A 17,242-nucleotide genomic window follows, 5' to 3' on the forward strand; every position below is an offset into this window, starting at 1 on the left:
TCGAAGTCCCGCTTGAATTCCAAGGGCTTGGATCGCTAGGCGCCGCTTCGTGGCGACGGTTTTTCCCTTGCGAATTTGACAGCTAAAAGAGCACGTCTGTGGCTGCAGAAGATACCTCCGTTTCCGGTGTGTCCGGCCGTTATGCAACGGCCTTGTTTGAACTGGCCCGCGACCAGAAAGTGGTCGACGAGGTCAAGGCCGACCTCGACAGGTTCGAGGCCATGCTCAGCGAGAGCGCCGATCTGAAGCGCCTCGTCCGCAGCCCGGTGTTTGCGGCCGATGCCCAGTCCAGAGCCCTCACGGCCGTGCTGGACAAGGCCGGCATCGCCGGCATCTCCGCCAATTTCCTGAAAGTGCTGACCGCCAACCGCCGCCTGTTCGTGGTGGCTGACGTCATCCGCGCCTACCGCGCCCTCGTCGCCAAGTTCAAGGGCGAGGCGACCGCGGATGTCACCGTGGCGGAGGCGCTCTCGGACAAGAATCTCGACGCTCTCAAGGTTGCCCTGAAGTCGGTGACCGGCAAGGACGTCGCGCTGAACGTGAAAGTCGATCCCTCGATCATCGGTGGCCTCGTCGTCAAGCTGGGCAGCCGCATGGTGGATGGTTCGCTTCGCACCAAACTCAATTCGATCAAGCACGCGATGAAAGAGGCAGGCTGATGGACATCCGCGCCGCGGAAATTTCCGCGATCCTCAAGGACCAGATCAAGAATTTCGGCCAGGAAGCTGAAGTCTCCGAAGTCGGACAGGTGCTGTCCGTCGGCGACGGTATCGCCCGCGTCTATGGTCTGGACAACGTCCAGGCCGGCGAAATGGTCGAGTTCGAGAACGGCACCCGCGGCATGGCGCTGAACCTCGAAACCGACAACGTCGGTGTCGTTATTTTCGGTGCCGACCGCGAGATCAAGGAAGGCCAGACCGTCAAGCGCACCCGCGCCATCGTGGACGCGCCGGTCGGCAAGGGCCTGCTCGGCCGCGTCGTCGACGCGCTCGGCAATCCGATCGACGGCAAGGGTCCGATCCAGGCCGACAAGCGTATGCGCGTCGACGTTAAGGCACCCGGCATCATTCCGCGCAAGTCGGTGAGCGAGCCGATGGCGACCGGCCTCAAGGCCATCGATGCCCTGATCCCGATCGGCCGCGGCCAGCGCGAGCTGATCATCGGCGACCGTCAGACCGGCAAGACCGCGATCGCGCTCGACACCATCCTGAACCAGAAGCCGCTCAATGCGCAGCCGGACGAGAACATCAAGCTGTACTGCGTCTACGTCGCGGTCGGCCAGAAGCGTTCGACCGTCGCCCAGTTCGTGAAGGTGCTGGAAGAGCAGGGCGCGCTCGAATACTCGATCGTCGTCGCCGCCACCGCGTCGGATCCGGCGCCGATGCAGTACATTGCCCCCTTTACTGCCTGCACCATGGGCGAATTCTTCCGCGACAACGGCATGCACGCCGTCATCATCTATGACGATCTGTCCAAGCAGGCCGTCGCTTACCGCCAGATGTCGCTGCTGCTGCGCCGTCCGCCGGGCCGCGAAGCCTATCCCGGCGACGTGTTCTATCTGCACTCCCGCCTGCTCGAGCGCGCGGCGAAGCTCAGCAAGGACCATGGCTCGGGTTCACTGACCGCACTGCCGATTATCGAAACCCAGGCCAACGACGTGTCGGCCTACATCCCGACCAACGTCATCTCGATCACCGACGGTCAGATCTTCCTGGAAACCGACCTGTTCTTCCAGGGCATCCGTCCCGCGGTGAACGTCGGTCTGTCGGTGTCGCGCGTCGGCTCGTCGGCGCAGACCAAGGCCACCAAGAAGGTCGCCGGCAAGATCAAGGGCGAGCTCGCGCAGTACCGCGAAATGGCGGCGTTCGCGCAGTTCGGCTCCGACCTCGACGCCTCGACCCAGCGCCTGCTCAACCGCGGTTCGCGCCTCACCGAGCTCCTGAAGCAGCCGCAGTTCTCGCCGCTGAAGATGGAAGAGCAGGTTTGCGTGATCTGGGCCGGCACCAACGGCTATCTCGATCCGCTTCCGGTCAACAAGGTGCGCGCGTTCGAGGACGGCCTGCTCTCGCTGCTGCGCGGCAAAAACGTCGAGATCCTCAATTCGATCCGCGACAGCCGCGATCTCTCCGACGACACCGCTGCCAAGCTGAAGTCGGTGGTCGAAGGTTTTGCGAAGAGCTTCGCGTAAGAACCGTCACGGCCGGGCCAAAAGCGCGAAGCGCGTCTTCGCATTTGATATCCCGGCCATCCACGCCTTGCCGCGTGGAAAGACGAAGACGTGGATGCCCGGGACAGGCCCGGGCATGACGACAGAGACAGGCTAGCGGTTTGACCGCGAGGGATCGAACCGTCGGGGACGAAGAATGGCGTCACTTAAAGACATGCGCGTCCGCATCGCCTCCACCAAGGCGACGCAAAAGATCACCAAGGCCATGCAGATGGTCGCGGCCTCGAAGCTGCGCCGCGCGCAGACCGCTGCCGAAGCTGCACGTCCCTATGCCGACAAGATGAGCGCGGTGATCTCCAACATCGCCAGCGCCGCGGCGGGCTCGCCCGGCGCGCCGACGCTGCTGGCCGGCACCGGCAAGGACCAGGTCCACCTGCTGCTGGTCTGCACCGGCGAGCGCGGCCTGTCCGGCGCCTTCAACTCCTCGATCGTGCGTCTCGCCCGCGAGCGCGCTCTGGCGCTGATGGCGCAGGGCAAGGAAGTGAAATTCTTCTGCGTCGGCCGCAAGGGTTACGAGCAGCTGCGCCGCCAGTTCGACAAGCAGATCGTCGAGCATCTCGACCTGCGCAGCGTTCGCCAGCTCGGCTTCGTCAACGCCGAGGACATCGCCAAGAAGGTGCTGGCCCGCTTCGATGCCGGTGAATTCGACGTCTGCACGCTGTTCTATTCGCGCTTCCGCTCGGTGATCGCGCAGATCCCGACCGCCCAGCAGATCATCCCGCTGGTGGTCGAGGAGGGCGCTGCCGCCAGCACGACGTCTTACGAATACGAGCCGGAAGAGGACGAGATCCTCACGCGCCTTCTGCCGCGCAACCTCGCGGTCCAGGTCTTCCGCGCGCTGCTCGAGAACAACGCCTCGTTCTACGGCGCGCAGATGAGCGCGATGGACAACGCGACGCGTAACGCCGGTGAGATGATCCGCAAGCAGACGCTGGTCTACAACCGCACGCGTCAGGCGCAGATCACCAAGGAACTGATCGAAATCATCTCGGGCGCCGAAGCCGTCTAGCAAGGACGCATCGGTACCCGTCAAACGCAACATCCCGGTCGATTGACCGTGGTCTAGAAGTTCGGATCGAAGGAGACATTCAATGGCAGCCCAGTCCGGTCGCGTCACCCAGGTCATCGGCGCCGTCGTCGACGTGCAGTTCGAAGGCCACCTCCCGGCCATTCTCAACTCGCTCGAGACCAAGAACGGCGGCAACCGCCTGGTGCTCGAAGTCGCCCAGCATCTCGGCGAGTCCACCGTGCGCACGATCGCGATGGACACCACCGAAGGTCTCGTCCGCGGTCAGGAAGTGACCGACACCGGTTCGCCGATCCGCGTTCCCGTCGGCGAAGGCACGCTCGGCCGCATTATCAACGTCATCGGCGAGCCGATCGACGAAGCCGGCCCGGTCAAGTCGGAAGGCCTGCGCGCCATCCACCAGGAAGCGCCGACCTACACCGACCAGTCCACCGAAGCTGAAATTCTCGTCACCGGCATCAAGGTCGTCGATCTCCTGGCTCCGTATGCGAAGGGCGGCAAGATCGGCCTGTTCGGCGGCGCCGGCGTCGGCAAGACCGTGCTGATTCAGGAGCTGATCAACAACGTCGCGAAGGCGCACGGCGGTTACTCCGTGTTCGCCGGCGTCGGCGAGCGTACCCGCGAGGGCAACGACCTCTATCACGAGTTCATCGAGTCCAAGGTCAACGCCGATCCGCACAATCCGGATCCGAGCGTGAAGTCGAAGTGCGCGCTGGTGTTCGGCCAGATGAACGAGCCGCCCGGCGCCCGCGCCCGCGTCGCGCTCACCGGTCTGACCATTGCGGAAGACTTCCGCGACAAGGGCCAGGACGTGCTGTTCTTCGTCGACAACATCTTCCGCTTCACCCAGGCCGGCTCGGAAGTGTCGGCGCTGCTCGGCCGTATTCCTTCGGCGGTGGGTTATCAGCCGACGCTCGCGACCGACATGGGCGCGCTGCAGGAGCGCATCACCACCACGCAGAAGGGCTCGATCACCTCGGTGCAGGCCATCTACGTTCCGGCCGACGACTTGACCGACCCGGCGCCCGCGACCTCGTTCGCGCATCTGGACGCGACCACCACGCTGTCGCGCTCGATCGCCGAAAAGGGCATCTACCCGGCGGTGGACCCGCTCGACTCGACCTCGCGCATGCTCTCCCCGCTGGTCGTCGGCGAGGAGCACTACGCGGTCGCTCGTCAGGTCCAGCAGGTGCTCCAGCGCTACAAGGCGCTTCAGGACATCATCGCCATTCTCGGCATGGACGAGCTTTCGGAAGAGGACAAGCTGACCGTGGCCCGCGCCCGCAAGGTCGAGCGCTTCATGTCACAGCCGTTCCACGTCGCCGAAATCTTCACGGGATCGCCGGGCAAGTTCGTCGACCTCGCCGACACCATCAAGGGCTTCAAGGGCCTGGTGGAAGGCAAGTACGACCACCTGCCGGAAGCCGCCTTCTACATGGTCGGCACCATCGAAGAGGCGGTCGAGAAGGGCAAGAAGCTGGCGGCGGAAGCGGCCTAAGCATCTCGTCATCGCCGGGCTACAGCGCGAAGCACGTCTTCGAACTAAAGTCCCGGCGATCCATCGAAAGAGAATTTTGATGGATGGACCCGCGGGTCAGGCCCGCGGGTGACAGGCAAAGCAAGCGGAAACACCCATGGCCACCTTCCACTTCGATCTCGTCTCTCCGGAAAAGCTCGCATTCTCGGGTGAGGTCGACCAGGTCGACATCCCCGGCGTCGAGGGTGACTTCGGCGTGCTGGCGGGGCATGCGCCGGTCGTGGCTGCGATCCGGCCCGGCATCCTCACCGTCACCACCGGCGGCAGGCACGAGAAGATCATCGTGCTCGGCGGTCTTGCCGAAGTCTCGGAGAAGGGCCTGACCGTGCTCGCCGACGTTGCGACCTCGCTGGACGAGCTCGACCGTGCCCAGTTCGCCGAGACCATCGCGGAGATGGAAGAGGGGCTGAAGGAGCACGAAGGCGGCGAACTCGATCAGGCCATCGAGCGGCTCGACCACTTCAAGAGCATTCAGCAGCAGCTCAGCTCGACGGCTATGCATTAAGCCCCGGGGCATCGCTTCGGGGCTCGAACGCGAAATTCCTGCAAGAAATTCCTGAATAAATTCAGCGCTCGTCACGGAAGTGGCGGGCGCTGAAACTTTGTTGCACCGCGCCGCCGATAGCGGCATTCTTCGCCCGCGAATTTTGTTCCGGGGGCCGGTGGCAGATGAAACGCAAGATCGCAGCGATTTTCGCAGCCGATATTGCCGGGTATTCGAGGCTGGTGGCGGAAGACGAGGAGGAGACGCTGCGGCGCCTCGCCTCTTACCGCGAAGTCATCGACGATTTCATCGCAAAGGCGAACGGCCGCATCTTCAATACCGCCGGCGATGCCGTGCTCGCGGAATTTCCGAGCGCGGTGGACGCGGTGCGCTGCGCGATCGACATCCAGGAGTCCTTGCGGACCCGCAACATGGCCTATCCGCCGAGCCGGCAGATGTCGTTCCGCATCGGCATCACCATCGGCGACGTGGTCGAACGCAACGGCGATCTGCTCGGCGACGGCGTCAACATCGCCGCGCGGCTGGAAGGCCTCGCCGAGGTCGGCGGCATCTGCGTCTCCCGTGCCGTGCACGAGCAGGTCGCCAACAAGCTGTCGGTGCAGTTCGCCGATATCGGCGAACAGGAGGTGAAGAACATCCCGACGCCGGTGCACGCCTACATGGTGGCGATGCGGCGCGAGGACGGCACCTATTCGAAGCCGCAGCTGAAGAAGCCCGCCTCCAAGCTGGCCGCCGCACCCGTGTGGATGTGGCCGCTTGTGGTCGCAGTCGTCTCGATCGTCGCCATCGGCGTCACCGGCTTCCTCTACAACACCAAGCTCAAGCAGACGGCGACCGCCGCAGTGACGCCGGCCGCGACACCAAGTGCTGCGCCGAGCCCGACAGCGACCCAGATCGCAAAGGCGCCGATGACACCGATGGCGCCGAACGCCAGCGCGGCGATGGCTCCAATGCCCGCGCCGTCGCCATCCGCCTCGCCGATCTCAGGCAAGTTTGCCGCCGACAGTGTGCCCTTCATCAACGAGCGCGTCCGCAACTACCTGGCTGGCGACTATGCCGCCGCCGGCGACTACAAGGCCTTCGCGCTCAATATCGGCGGCTTCACCGGCTCGGCGTTGAACCAGGCGAACGAGGAGGCCGCGCGCAACGCCGCGCTCGACCAGTGCCAGAAGCGCGCCGATGCCGCGCAATCGCCGCGGCGCTGCGAGCTCTATGCGGTCGGCAACACCGTGGTCTACATCCACGGCAAGCCGCCGATGCCGCCGCAGCCCTGGGTGCGGCACGATGCCATGACCGAGCGGCCGTTCGCGCCGAAGGACTTTCCGATGGTGCGCGATCCCCAGAAAGTCCGGCTCGAGAACATGTTCGTGCCGGCGGCGAAATCCCGCTCGGTCGCGCTCGGCCCGGGCGGACAATATTTCATGGTACTGGGCGCCTCGTCCGCCGACGACGCGGCGCGGCGCTCCCTGGAATCGTGCGGCGCGATCGCGGGCGTCGCCTGCCTGGTCGTCGCGATCGACGACAATTTCGTCGTGCCGATCCCGACCCTGTTCAGGACCACCGGCTTCTTCAATGCCGCTTCCAACGCTTCGATCGTGGCGGACGCGCGTAGCGATGTCGTGCGCAAGCTCGCCGACGCCATGGGCTGGAATGCCATTGCCGTCGGCACCGCGGGCCGTCCCGGCCTTGGCCTGAAGGCCGCCGACGAGCAGACCGCCGTCAATTCCGCGCTGGCCGATTGCGCCCGGCGCGACAGCGACTGCCACGTGATCGCGATCGGCCCGTTCACGGTGGGACCGATCAATTAGCGCTGCTTGAGATTAGGCCCGACTAGTGCCGCGACGGCGGTACGTTCCCTCCCCCTTGCGGGGGAGGGAACGAGAGAATGGTGGATCCCTCACACACAAATCTCCGGCGAAAATCCTCGAATGATTCCAACCCCCACTCTACTGTGCATGGGGTTGTTTTCGACGTTTTAGTTGGCGAAGGGCGCGAACTGCTTCGCCACGGCCTGATAGACCTCGCGGCGGAACGGCACCACGAGATCGGCGACGCGGTCGAGGCGCTCCCAGCGCCACGCGTCGAACTCTGCGGGCTGGTCGTTGCGCGGCGTCAGCGGATCGATCTCGTCATCCTTGCCGGTGAAGCGCAGCGCGAACCACTTTTGGCGCTGGCCGCGGAACTTCGCCAGCCGATGAGTCTGCGGGCCGTCATAGGGCGGGAACTCATAGGTGAGCCAGTCGGTCTCCCCGAGATAGTCGGCGCTGGTCACGCTGGTCTCCTCCCAGAGCTCGCGCATCGCGGTGTCGCGCAAATTCTCGCCTTCATCGACGCCGCCCTGCGGCATCTGCCAGTCGAGGCCCGGCAGGATGATCTCGGGGCCGTCGCCCTTGAAGCGGTGGCAGATCAGCACGCGGCCATCGGCATTGAACAGCGCGATCCCGACATTGGGACGGTAGGGTTTGTTGTCGTTCGACATGCGGTCACTTCTCTGATCGTCATTCCGGGACGGTCCGAAAGACCAGCGCCGGAATTCCGAGATCCCGGGTTCGTGCTTCGCACGCCCCGGAGTGACGGTGCAAACTATTCCTCCGCCAGCGCGGAAAACTCCTTCACCACGCGCTCATAGACCGGGCGTTTGAACGGGATGATCAACCCGGTCAGATTCTTCATCGGCTCCCAGCGCCAGCTGACGAATTCGGCCTTGTGGCCGCCACCGCCGGGGTTTTCGACGTTGATCTCGCTGTCCTTGCCGGTGAAGCGCACCGCGTACCATTTCTGGCGCTGGCCGCGGTAGCGGCCCTTCCAGGCGCGCCCCGCAACCGTGCGCGGGATGTCGTAGATCAGCCAGTCCGGAACCTCGCCGAGCCGCTCGACCGAGCGCACGCTGGTCTCCTCATAGAGCTCGCGCTTGGCGGCCTCCCAGGTGTCCTCGCCGGGATCGACGCCGCCCTGCGGCATCTGCCAGACATGGGCGTCGTCGACATGCTCGATGCCGCCGGCGCGGCGGCCGATGAACACCAGCCCCTTCGTGTTGATCAGCATCACTCCGACGCAGGTCCGGTAGGGCAGATCCTCGTAACGCGCCATTCCGCCAGACCTCTTGCGTGCTCTCGGTAGGGCTTGACCTGCCCCGCCTGGAGCTGTGCCGTACCAATTCGTTGATTTAGCTCGATTTTGATTTCAGCATCGCGGTTGTCAATGGCACCAATAGGATACCCCGGTCGCCCAATGTCCTGGTCCAGGCGCTGATGCGCTCGATCGAGACGGGGAGGGCGGAGGCGGTGCCGATGGCCGCGCCGCGCTCGCGCGCCGCCGATTCGAGCTTGTTCAGCGCACGGTCGATCTCGGCCGGGGTCGGCACCACGTCGATCGCGATGTCGCCCTTGCCGAACGGCATCGCCTGGCTCGCTGCGGCCTGCGGCGCGATGCTGCGGGGCGAGGAGCCGTCGTCGAAGAAGCCGAGGCCGCGCTTGGCCGCTTCGCGGATGATCGGCTGCATCGCCGCGTCCGTCGCCACGAAGCGGGCGCCCATGAAATTGGTGATGCCGGCATAGCCCTGCATCCGGCTCAGGTGCCAGTACAGGCGGTCCATGTTCTGGTCGGCGCTGAGCGAGGTCAGCAGCGTCTGCGGGCCCGGATCGTTGTCCGGGAAGTCGTAGGGCTCCATCGGGATCTGGAGGAAGATCTCGTGGCGCTGCGTGCGGGCCCGCTCGGCGAGCTTGCCGGGATCGGAACCATAAGGCGTGAAGGCCAGCGTCACCGCGGCCGGCAGCTTCATGATCGCGTCGGTGGTCTTGGCGGCACCGACGCCAAGCCCGCCGATCACGATCGCGACCACCGGCATCTTGGCGGCCTTGGCGCGGTCGGCGTCGGCCGCGTAGACGTTGAACGGCTTCAATCCCTCGGTGGCCACCGGGATCATGCCGTAGCGCGATTTCTCCAGCAGCTTGGGGTCGACCCCCGCCATGACGGGCGGCGGTGCGGAGGCCGCCTCGCCCTTGTCGGTGGCCTCGCCGGCGCCGATCACCACGTCGTGGCGCGCACCGGTGGAGCCGTCGATCATTGTGACGGTCTTCTGCTCGCCGGGGGCGGCCTGCTTCGGCGCTTCCCTGGTCTCGTGCTTGCCCTCTTGCTTGCTGTCCTGGCCGTGGCCGGAGGCGGCCGGCTTCTCGTCCGTGGCTTTGGGCTCGCGGATCGCGATCCGGGTCATCGGCTCGCCGCCGAGCGGATCCTTGTTGAAGATGGCGAAGCCGGCAAAGGTGACCAGCAAAAGGCCGAGCAGCGCGGCGAGCGCCTGCATGGCCGTGAACGGCAGCCGCAGCCGCCGTTTCCGGCGCGGCTTGTCCTGTCCGAGCGGGGCGCTCAGATCATCGGCCGTTTCAGTCATGCGCGATCCCGAATCACTCACCAATGACGATACCACGCCGAGGTCAAGCGACGGCAGGCCGGGATAGGCCGGGGATGCCAGGCGTTCCAAGCAAAAAGGGCGGCTCGAGGAGCCGCCCTTTGCGTTGGATCGCGCGGTACGCCGACTTGGTTCGCCGACCTAATTCGCGGCCTTGGGCTTGTCGGTCGCGGCCTTGTCGGCACCCGGTGTGGGCGCTGCGGAGGCGCTGTTCTTGATCCCGTGGAGCAGGTCGTCGGCGAGCTTGAGTGCCTTGTCGTCCTTGGCGTCCGGCGGGACGTAGGACTGCGAGCCGGTCTTCTCGTCGCCGTCGTTCTTGAGATGGCCGCGCAGCGAAGCCTCGCCCTTGGTGTCGGTGCGCGACTTCAGCTCATCCGGCACGTCCTGCAGTACTTCGATGTCGGGGACGATGCCCTTGGCCTGGATCGACTTGCCCGACGGCGTGTAGTAGCGCGCCGTGGTCAGCCGCAGCGCGCCGTTGCCCGAGCCGAGCGGGATGATGGTCTGCACCGAGCCCTTGCCGAACGAGCGCGTGCCGACGATGGTCGCGCGCTTGTGGTCCTGCAGCGCGCCGGCGACGATTTCGGACGCCGAGGCGGAGCCGCCATTGACCAGCACGATGACCGGCTTGCCCTTGGTGAGGTCGCCGGCATGCGCGGTACGGCGCTGGGTTTCCTCGGCGTTGCGACCGCGGGTCGACACGATCTCGCCCTTCTCCAGGAACGAGTCGGAGACGGTAACCGCTTCCTCGAGCAGGCCGCCCGGGTTGTTGCGGAGGTCGATGATGTAGCCCTTCAGCTTGTCGCCGATCTGATTCGAGAGGTTGGCGACCTCGCGCTTCAGGCCTTCGGTGGTCTGCTCGTTGAAGGTGGTGATGCGGATATAGCCGATGTCGTCGGCCTCGATGCGGGCGCGCACCGAGCGGACGCGGATGTTGTCGCGCACCAAGGTGACGTCGAGCGGATTGTCCTGGCCCTTGCGGATGATCTTGAGCTTGATCTTGGTGTTGACCGGACCGCGCATCTTCTCGACCGCCTGGTTCAGGGTCAGGCCCTGCACCGCTTCGTCGTCGAGATTGGTGATGATGTCGTTGGCCATGATGCCGGCGCGCGAGGCCGGCGTGTCGTCGATCGGCGAGACAACCTTGATCAGGCCGTCTTCCATCGTGACCTCGATGCCGAGGCCGCCGAACTCACCGCGGGTCTGCACCTGCATGTCGCGGAAGCTCTTGGCGTCCATGTAGCTCGAATGCGGATCGAGGCCGGTGAGCATGCCGCTGATGGCGGATTCGATCAGCTTGGTGTCGTCGGGCTTCTCGACATAGTCGGAGCGCACGCGCTCGAAGACGTCGCCGAACAGATTGAGCTGGCGATAGGTGTCCGCGGTGGCGGCTCGCGCGCTGGAGCCCATGAAGACCGCGCGCGGCTGGGTCACGAACAGCGTCAGCGCCGCACCGGTGGCGGCGCTGAGGAGGATAACTGAAGTCTTGCGCATCATCCGCGAACCTTCTCGCCTTCATTTGCGGCCCACCATGGGCCTGGATCGATTGGAGTCCCGTCTTTGCGGAACTCGACATACAGCACAGGTTGACTCGCGTTCGTGGCGAGAATGGAGGCGACTTGAGATGTCGACCCCATGGTCGCGACCGGCTCCCCCGTGAGCACAAACTGTCCGATGTTGACCGAAATGCGCTCCATCCCGGCGATCAGGACATGATACCCGCCCCCGGCGTTGAGGATCAAGAGTTGTCCATAGCTGCGGAACGGGCCGGCATAGACCACCCAGCCGTCACACGGCGTCGTGACCTGGGAGCCGGGCTTGGTCGCGAGCGAAATGCCCTTCTGGACCCCGCCGACCCCATCGGAACCGCCAAAATCCCGGATCTTGTTACCGTTAACCGGAAGAGGCAGCAGGCCCTTGGCGGACGCGAAGGCGATTGCGGGGGTGGTCCGGGAGCGGTCCTTGAAAGCGGCCGGGCCGGACTTGGCGCTGGCGGCCGCCTTTGCCTCGGCCTGCCTGGCGGCCTCAGCCGCCTTCTCGGCCGCCTTGGCGGCACTTTGCAGGTCCTGCTCCATTTTGGTGATCAGCCCCTGGAGATCGCCGACCTGCCTTGAAAGCATGATGGCGCGCGAGTTCTCGGCATCCAGGTCCTTTTCGCGCGCGGCCTGCTGGCGCTGCCGCTCGTCGACCAGGGCGGCGAGCCGGCTCTGGTCGTTGCGGACCCTGTCGCGGTCGGAGGCGAGCTGATCGCGTTCGGTGGCGATGTTCTTGCGCAGCGCCACGAGCTCGCCGAGCTCGCTCGCGATCTTTTCGGCGCGGCCGCGCAATTCCGGCACGACGGCGCCGAGCAGCATTGCCGTGCGCAGCGATTGCAGCGCATCTTCGGGCCGCACCAGCAGCGCCGGCGGCGTGCGCCGGCCGGCGCGCTGCAAGGCCGCCAGCACCTCGACGATGTCGGCGCGGCGCGAATCAAGTGACGTGCGCATCTGCTGCTCACGGCCGTTCAGCGTCTTCAGCCGCGCTTCGGCTTCGTCGATCTTGGTCTCGACCGAGCGCACATTGGCGGCGGTGTCGATCAGCTGCTGGTTCAGTTGGGTGCGGTCCTGGCCGAGCGAGGTGATCTCGGCCTTGAGCTTGGCCTGCGCCTCTTCCGCGCTCTTCTGCCTGGCGCGCGCGGCCTCCAGCTCCTGCTCGCGCTGCTTGATCGCATCGGGCGAGACGGCTGCGGTCTGCGGTGCCGGCGGCGTCTGAGCTTGCGCGAGGCTTGCGTCCAAGACACTTGCGTCCAAGACACTTGCGCCCGTGAGGCCAGCGATCAGCAGCAGGTTGAGAACAGGCGCTCGCATCGCTCTAGGCAAAGGTGCTCGTTGTGGCGCGGATCACGCGCGGTGATAGGGGTGGCCGGCCAGGATGGTGGCGGCCCGATAAAGCTGTTCCAGAAGCATGACGCGGACCATTTGGTGCGGCCAGGTCGCAGAGCCGAACGCGATCGCGAGCTTGGCCTTACGGCGCAATTCGGGCGAAAGTCCGTCCGCCCCTCCGATCACGAAGATAGTATGACCGGCACCCTCGTCGCGCCAGCGCCCGAGATGCCGTGCGAATACGGTTGAATCGAGATTCTGGCCGCGTTCGTCCAGCGCCACCAGGATCGACTTGTCCGGGATGTGCGCGGAGATCGCCGCAGCCTCTTCGGCCATCCGCGTCGCGGTGTCGCGCGCGCGGCTCTCGGGGATTTCATGGATCGACAGCTCGCGGAATCCGAGCTTGCGGCCGGCCTCGTCGAACCGCTCGAAATAGCGGTCGGCAAGCTCCCGTTCGGGGCCCTGCTTCAGCCGGCCCACCGCAATGACAGCAACACGCATGATATCTTCAGGGTCGCGTTTTCAAGACCGCGCGCAATATGCGCGCGCACGACGCTAGCATGCGCGTCAGCCGATTCGAAATCGGCTCAGTGAGCCTAGATCGCCTTCGCCGCCCCTGGGCCCTGCGTGTACAATCTCTCGAGATTGTAGAACTCGCGGACCTCGGGTCTGAACACGTGCACGATCACATCGCCGGAATCGATCAGCACCCAGTCGCAATTGGGCAAGCCCTCGACGTGGATGCTCTTGATGCCGTTTTCCTTGAGGCTTTTCGTGACGTTTTCCGCGATCGCGCCGACGTGCCGGTTGGCCCGGCCCGTGGTGACGATCATGTAGTCGGAATACGCCGATTTGCCGCGAAGGTCGATGGTGACCGTCTCTTCCGCCTTCATATCCTCGAGGCGGGAGAGGATCAGGCTCAGCGTCTTGTCGGCGTCGGGTTGCGCCTTCAAGGCCGCAGCTTTGGTCGATGTTTTACGCGTAGGCTTAGCAACCTTGGGTAAAACAGACTTGGACAATACAGATGTGGCCAGGGACCATTCCTTTCACTGTATCGCGAGAGCCGAATCCGGCCCTCACTGGTTACACTACATCATGTGGGGTTAAGGGTTTCAATATGCCAGAGAGCCCCAAGCCCACACTCCATCCACACACTCCGTCTCACTTCGGACCTTTCCAGCTCCCGTCCGGGTTCCGTAAGCCCGTCGAGGACAGGTTCAGCTTCAATCCCGTCAGGAAGACCCAGGCCGGCGCCGGCCGATCCGCAAGCAATGCCGCCTCACTCTCGGGCAGGCGATAGCGCGCAAGCGCCTGAGCGGCGGGCGAGGCGAGGGCACGAAAACTCTGCGGCGGGCGATCGATGACCGCAATCGGCACCTGGTCGGCGATGCGCCGCCAGTGCTGCCAACGGTGGAATTGAGCGAGGTTATCGGCGCCCATGATCCAGACAAAGCGCAAGCCCGAGAGGCGGCGGCGCAAGGTGTTGATCGTGTCGATAGTGTAGCGCGTGCGAATGACGGATTCGAGACAGCTCACCTCGATCCTGGAATCGCTGGCGACGTCGCGCGCGGCCTGCATGCGCGCGCCGAGCTCGTGCAGATTGCCGTTCTCCTTCAGCGGATTGCCCGGCGTCACCAGCCACCAGACGCGATCGAGTTGCAATCGCTTCAGCGCGAACTGGCTGATCGCGCGATGGGCCTGGTGCGGCGGATTGAACGAGCCGCCGAGCAGGCCGACGCGCATGCCTTCGGTGTAGGGCGGAATGGCCTGCGCGAAGAAACGTGGCGCGACGAAATTGTTACTCAATGCCCCACGCCTCGCGACATGACTTACGGCCGCGTCTGACCTGTGCCGTGGACGCGATATTTGAAGCTCGTGAGCTGCTCGGCGCCGACAGGACCGCGGGCGTGGAATCTACCGGTGGCGATGCCGATCTCGGCACCGAAGCCGAACTCGCCGCCATCGGCGAACTGCGTCGAGGCGTTGTGCAGCACGATCGCGGAATCGACCTCGCTCAGGAATTTCTTCGCGGCAGTCTCATCCGCGCTCACGATCGCGTCGGTGTGATGCGAGCCGTGGTTCTGGATATGCGCGATCGCGCCGTCGACGCCGTCCACGACCTTCGCCGCGATGATCGCGTCGAGATATTCGGTGTCCCAATCGTCCTCGCTGGCAGGCTTGACCCGCGCATCGGTCTTCTGCACGGCATCGTCGCCGCGCACTTCGCAGCCGGCCTCGATCAGCATCCCGACCAGCGGCTTCAGGCTCGTTGCGGCAGCCGCGCGATCGACCAGCAGCGTCTCGGCCGCGCCGCAGACGCCGGTACGCCGCATCTTGGCGTTGAGCACGATCGACTTCGCCATGGCGAGGTCGGCGCTGGCATCGACATAGACGTGGTTGACGCCTTCGAGATGCGCGAACACCGGCACGCGCGCCTCCTGCTCGACGCGCGCGACGAGGCTCTTGCCCCCGCGCGGCACGATCACGTCGATCGCGCCGTTCAACCCCGACAGCATCATGCCGACCGCCGCGCGGTCGCGCGTCGGCACCAGCGTGATCGCGGCTTCGGGGAGGCCCGCTTCGCGCAGGCCCTGCGCCAGGCATTCATGGATGGCGCGGCACGAACGAAAACTGTCCGAGCCGCCGCGCAGGATCACGGCATTGCCCGACTTCAGGCACAGCACGCCGGCATCGGCTGCAACGTTCGGCCGGCTTTCGAAGATTACGCCGACGACGCCGAGCGGCACGCGCACGCGCTCGATGGTCATGCCGTTCGGCCGCTGCCAGCTCTCGGTGACGAGTCCGACCGGATCGGCGATGCCGCGCACGATGCCGATACCCTCGGCCATGGATTCGACCCGCGCCGATGTGAGCGTCAGGCGGTCGATGAAGGAGGAGGTCGCATTGCCGGAGGCGCGCGCCTCCGCAACGTCCTCGGCATTGGCGGCGAGAATCGTCGCCGCGTTCGCGCGGATCGCCCGCTCCATGGCCTCGAGCGCCCGGTTCTTCTGCTCCGGCGGCGCCAGCGCCAGCACACGCGCGGCAGCGCGGGCACGGGTGGCGAGATCGGACATCAGCGCCTGGAGATCGGCATTGCCGTCAACGGCTTTGAGGGGGGCGGCCATGGGGTTTTCAACCTTCTGCTAAGGCGGTGTCCTAGCACGGAAATCCCGCTTTTGCGAAGGGCGGGGAGGGTATGGCAGGTCTCCCGATGCCGTGCCGCCTGGGCCACTGGCCTAGCTCACCGGGCGCGGTTCAGCTCCCACGTCGCCCAGCGGCGTCATTCCGGGGCGGTGCGTCAGCACCGAACTATGGTGCGCGGTTGCGCACCTGAGAATCTCGCGATTCCGGGTCTGGTCCTTCGGACCAGCCTGGAATGACGGAGCTATCGCCTACCCGCCCACCACCAGATCGTCGCGGTGGATCATCTCGGCGCGGCCGCTGATGCCGAGGATGGTCATCACGTCCGGAGAGGAGCGGCCCTTGATCCGCTCGGCGTCGTCGGCGTCATAGGCGATCAGGCCGCGGCCGATCTCGCTCATGTCGGGACCGCGCACGATCACGGCATCGCCGCGGGCGAACTGGCCCTCGACCTTGGTCACGCCGGCCGGCAGCAGGCTGGCGCCGGCGCGCAGCGCCGTCACCGCGCCGGCGTCGATCGTCAGCGTGCCCTTCGGCTCCAGCGTGCCCGCGATCCAGCGCTTGCGCGAGGTGATGGGATTGGCCGGCGTCAGGAACCAGGTGCAGCGGCCGCCATCGGCGATCGCCTGGAGCGGGTGCTCGATCTTGCCGGAGGCAATCAGCATATGCGTGCCGCCGGTGGTCGCGATCTTGGCCGCCTCGACCTTGGTGCGCATGCCGCCGCGCGACAGCTCGGACTCGGCGTCTCCCGCCACCGCCTCGATCTCCGAGGAGATGCTGTCGACGACGGGAATGAGCTTTGCGTTCGGGTTGTTCTTCGGCGGAGCGTCGTAGAGCCCGTCGATGTCCGACAGCAGCACCAGGAGGTCGGCGCTCGCCATGGTGGCGACGCGCGCGGCGAGGCGGTCGTTGTCGCCGTAGCGGATCTCGGTGGTCGCGACCGTGTCGTTCTCGTTGATCACCGGGATGGCGCGCCACTCCAGGAGCTTGCCGATGGTGGAGCGCGCATTGAGATAGCGGCGGCGCTCTTCGGTGTCCTGAAGCGTGACCAGGATCTGGCCGGAGTCGATGCCGTGGGCCCCTAACACCTCCGACCAGATCCGCGCCAGCGCGATCTGGCCGACGGCCGCGGCGGCCTGGCTCTCCTCCAGCTTCAGCGGGCCGCGCGGCAGCTTGAGCCGGCTGCGGCCGAGTGCGATCGAGCCCGAGGAGACGACGAGGACGTCGCGTCCCCCCTTGTGCAGCTTGGCCATGTCGTCGGCGAGCGCGGCGAGCCAGGACGTCCGCACCTCGCCCTTGTCGGAATCGACCAGCAGCGCTGAGCCGACCTTGACGACGATGCGGCGGAATTGACTGAGTTCGGGGCTGGCCATGTGTGTATGCGTTGGCGCGTGTGACGAATTGCTCGGTGTGGAACGGCGGAGCAAACAAGCGGCGCCGGTAAGGCCTGCTTTTGCAGCAGGACGATGGCCGGCGCAAGGCGGCGGGGATGGTAAACGGAGCAACCTTGCTTGGTCATCGGCCTTGTCTTGCGCG

16 protein-coding genes are annotated in these 17,242 nt (G+C 65.6%); 6 read left to right on the top strand and 10 right to left on the bottom strand.

Translation table 11 applies throughout. The features are described from left to right. Positions 1-98: 98 nt before the first annotated feature. The 6 genes from E4K65_RS40230 (at position 99) to E4K65_RS40255 (ending at position 7,104) form a co-directional block, all read left to right on the top strand. Positions 99-659, top strand: coding sequence for a F0F1 ATP synthase subunit delta (locus E4K65_RS40230; protein WP_135178818.1), 561 nt, complete (start codon positions 99-101; stop codon positions 657-659). Continuing rightward, positions 659-2,188 (top strand): F0F1 ATP synthase subunit alpha, encoded by a 1,530-nt coding sequence (gene atpA, locus E4K65_RS40235; RefSeq protein WP_135178819.1) that lies wholly within the window; start codon positions 659-661, stop codon positions 2,186-2,188. Before E4K65_RS40230 ends, atpA begins: the two co-directional genes overlap by 1 nt. Positions 2,189-2,363: 175 nt before the next feature. Beyond that, positions 2,364-3,236 carry a F0F1 ATP synthase subunit gamma gene (locus E4K65_RS40240; RefSeq protein ID WP_027547548.1) on the top strand — a complete coding sequence of 291 codons (873 nt, stop codon included), beginning with the start codon at positions 2,364-2,366 and terminating at the stop codon, positions 3,234-3,236. A gap of 82 nt (positions 3,237-3,318) precedes the next feature. Beyond that, a complete protein-coding gene (gene atpD, locus E4K65_RS40245) occupies positions 3,319-4,752 on the top strand; it encodes a F0F1 ATP synthase subunit beta (protein WP_011083272.1) in 1,434 nt (477 codons plus the stop codon). A gap of 136 nt (positions 4,753-4,888) precedes the next feature. Next, positions 4,889-5,296 carry a F0F1 ATP synthase subunit epsilon gene (locus E4K65_RS40250; RefSeq protein WP_135178820.1) on the top strand — a complete coding sequence of 136 codons (408 nt, stop codon included), beginning with the start codon at positions 4,889-4,891 and terminating at the stop codon, positions 5,294-5,296. A gap of 164 nt (positions 5,297-5,460) precedes the next feature. Beyond that, the gene (locus tag E4K65_RS40255) at positions 5,461-7,104 is read left to right on the top strand and encodes an adenylate/guanylate cyclase domain-containing protein (RefSeq protein ID WP_135178821.1); all 1,644 of its coding nucleotides are present in this window, start codon (positions 5,461-5,463) and stop codon (positions 7,102-7,104) included. 167 nt (positions 7,105-7,271) lie between these two features. Here the strand turns inward: E4K65_RS40255 and E4K65_RS40260 are convergent, their stop codons facing one another. From E4K65_RS40260 to proB, 10 genes are all read right to left on the bottom strand, one after another. Beyond that, positions 7,272-7,775: an RNA pyrophosphohydrolase gene (locus tag E4K65_RS40260; RefSeq protein WP_135178822.1), complete on the bottom strand. Its 504-nt coding sequence runs from the start codon at positions 7,773-7,775 to the stop codon at positions 7,272-7,274. A gap of 104 nt (positions 7,776-7,879) precedes the next feature. Further along, a complete protein-coding gene (locus tag E4K65_RS40265; protein ID WP_027547553.1) occupies positions 7,880-8,386 on the bottom strand; it encodes an RNA pyrophosphohydrolase in 507 nt (168 codons plus the stop codon). Between the two features lie 76 nt (positions 8,387-8,462). Then, complete coding sequence (locus E4K65_RS40270; protein WP_135178823.1) at positions 8,463-9,686, bottom strand: divergent polysaccharide deacetylase family protein; 1,224 nt, start codon at positions 9,684-9,686, stop codon at positions 8,463-8,465. 159 nt (positions 9,687-9,845) lie between these two features. Continuing rightward, positions 9,846-11,201 (bottom strand): S41 family peptidase, encoded by a 1,356-nt coding sequence (locus E4K65_RS40275; RefSeq protein ID WP_027547555.1) that lies wholly within the window; start codon positions 11,199-11,201, stop codon positions 9,846-9,848. Continuing rightward, entirely contained in the window at positions 11,198-12,550 is a 1,353-nt protein-coding gene (locus E4K65_RS40280) for a murein hydrolase activator EnvC family protein (protein WP_135178824.1), read from the bottom strand. The genes E4K65_RS40275 and E4K65_RS40280 overlap by 4 nt, the downstream gene beginning before the upstream one ends. Before the next feature lie 33 nt (positions 12,551-12,583). Next, on the bottom strand, positions 12,584-13,066 hold the full coding sequence (rlmH, locus tag E4K65_RS40285) for a 23S rRNA (pseudouridine(1915)-N(3))-methyltransferase RlmH (protein WP_027547557.1): 483 nt from the start codon (positions 13,064-13,066) through the stop codon (positions 12,584-12,586). A gap of 95 nt (positions 13,067-13,161) precedes the next feature. Next, a complete protein-coding gene (gene rsfS, locus E4K65_RS40290) occupies positions 13,162-13,518 on the bottom strand; it encodes a ribosome silencing factor (protein WP_027547558.1) in 357 nt (118 codons plus the stop codon). 208 nt (positions 13,519-13,726) lie between these two features. Continuing rightward, on the bottom strand, positions 13,727-14,371 hold the full coding sequence (locus tag E4K65_RS40295; protein ID WP_027547559.1) for a nicotinate-nucleotide adenylyltransferase: 645 nt from the start codon (positions 14,369-14,371) through the stop codon (positions 13,727-13,729). Positions 14,372-14,394: 23 nt separating this feature from the next. Then, positions 14,395-15,690 carry a glutamate-5-semialdehyde dehydrogenase gene (locus tag E4K65_RS40300; protein ID WP_135178825.1) on the bottom strand — a complete coding sequence of 432 codons (1,296 nt, stop codon included), beginning with the start codon at positions 15,688-15,690 and terminating at the stop codon, positions 14,395-14,397. A 267-nt stretch (positions 15,691-15,957) separates the two neighbouring features. Next, the gene (gene proB / locus E4K65_RS40305; protein ID WP_027547561.1) at positions 15,958-17,079 is read right to left on the bottom strand and encodes a glutamate 5-kinase; all 1,122 of its coding nucleotides are present in this window, start codon (positions 17,077-17,079) and stop codon (positions 15,958-15,960) included. Between the last annotated feature and the right edge of the window lie 163 nt (positions 17,080-17,242).

Source organism: Bradyrhizobium niftali, assembly GCF_004571025.1.
Classification (GTDB): Bacteria; Pseudomonadota; Alphaproteobacteria; order Rhizobiales; family Xanthobacteraceae; genus Bradyrhizobium; species Bradyrhizobium niftali.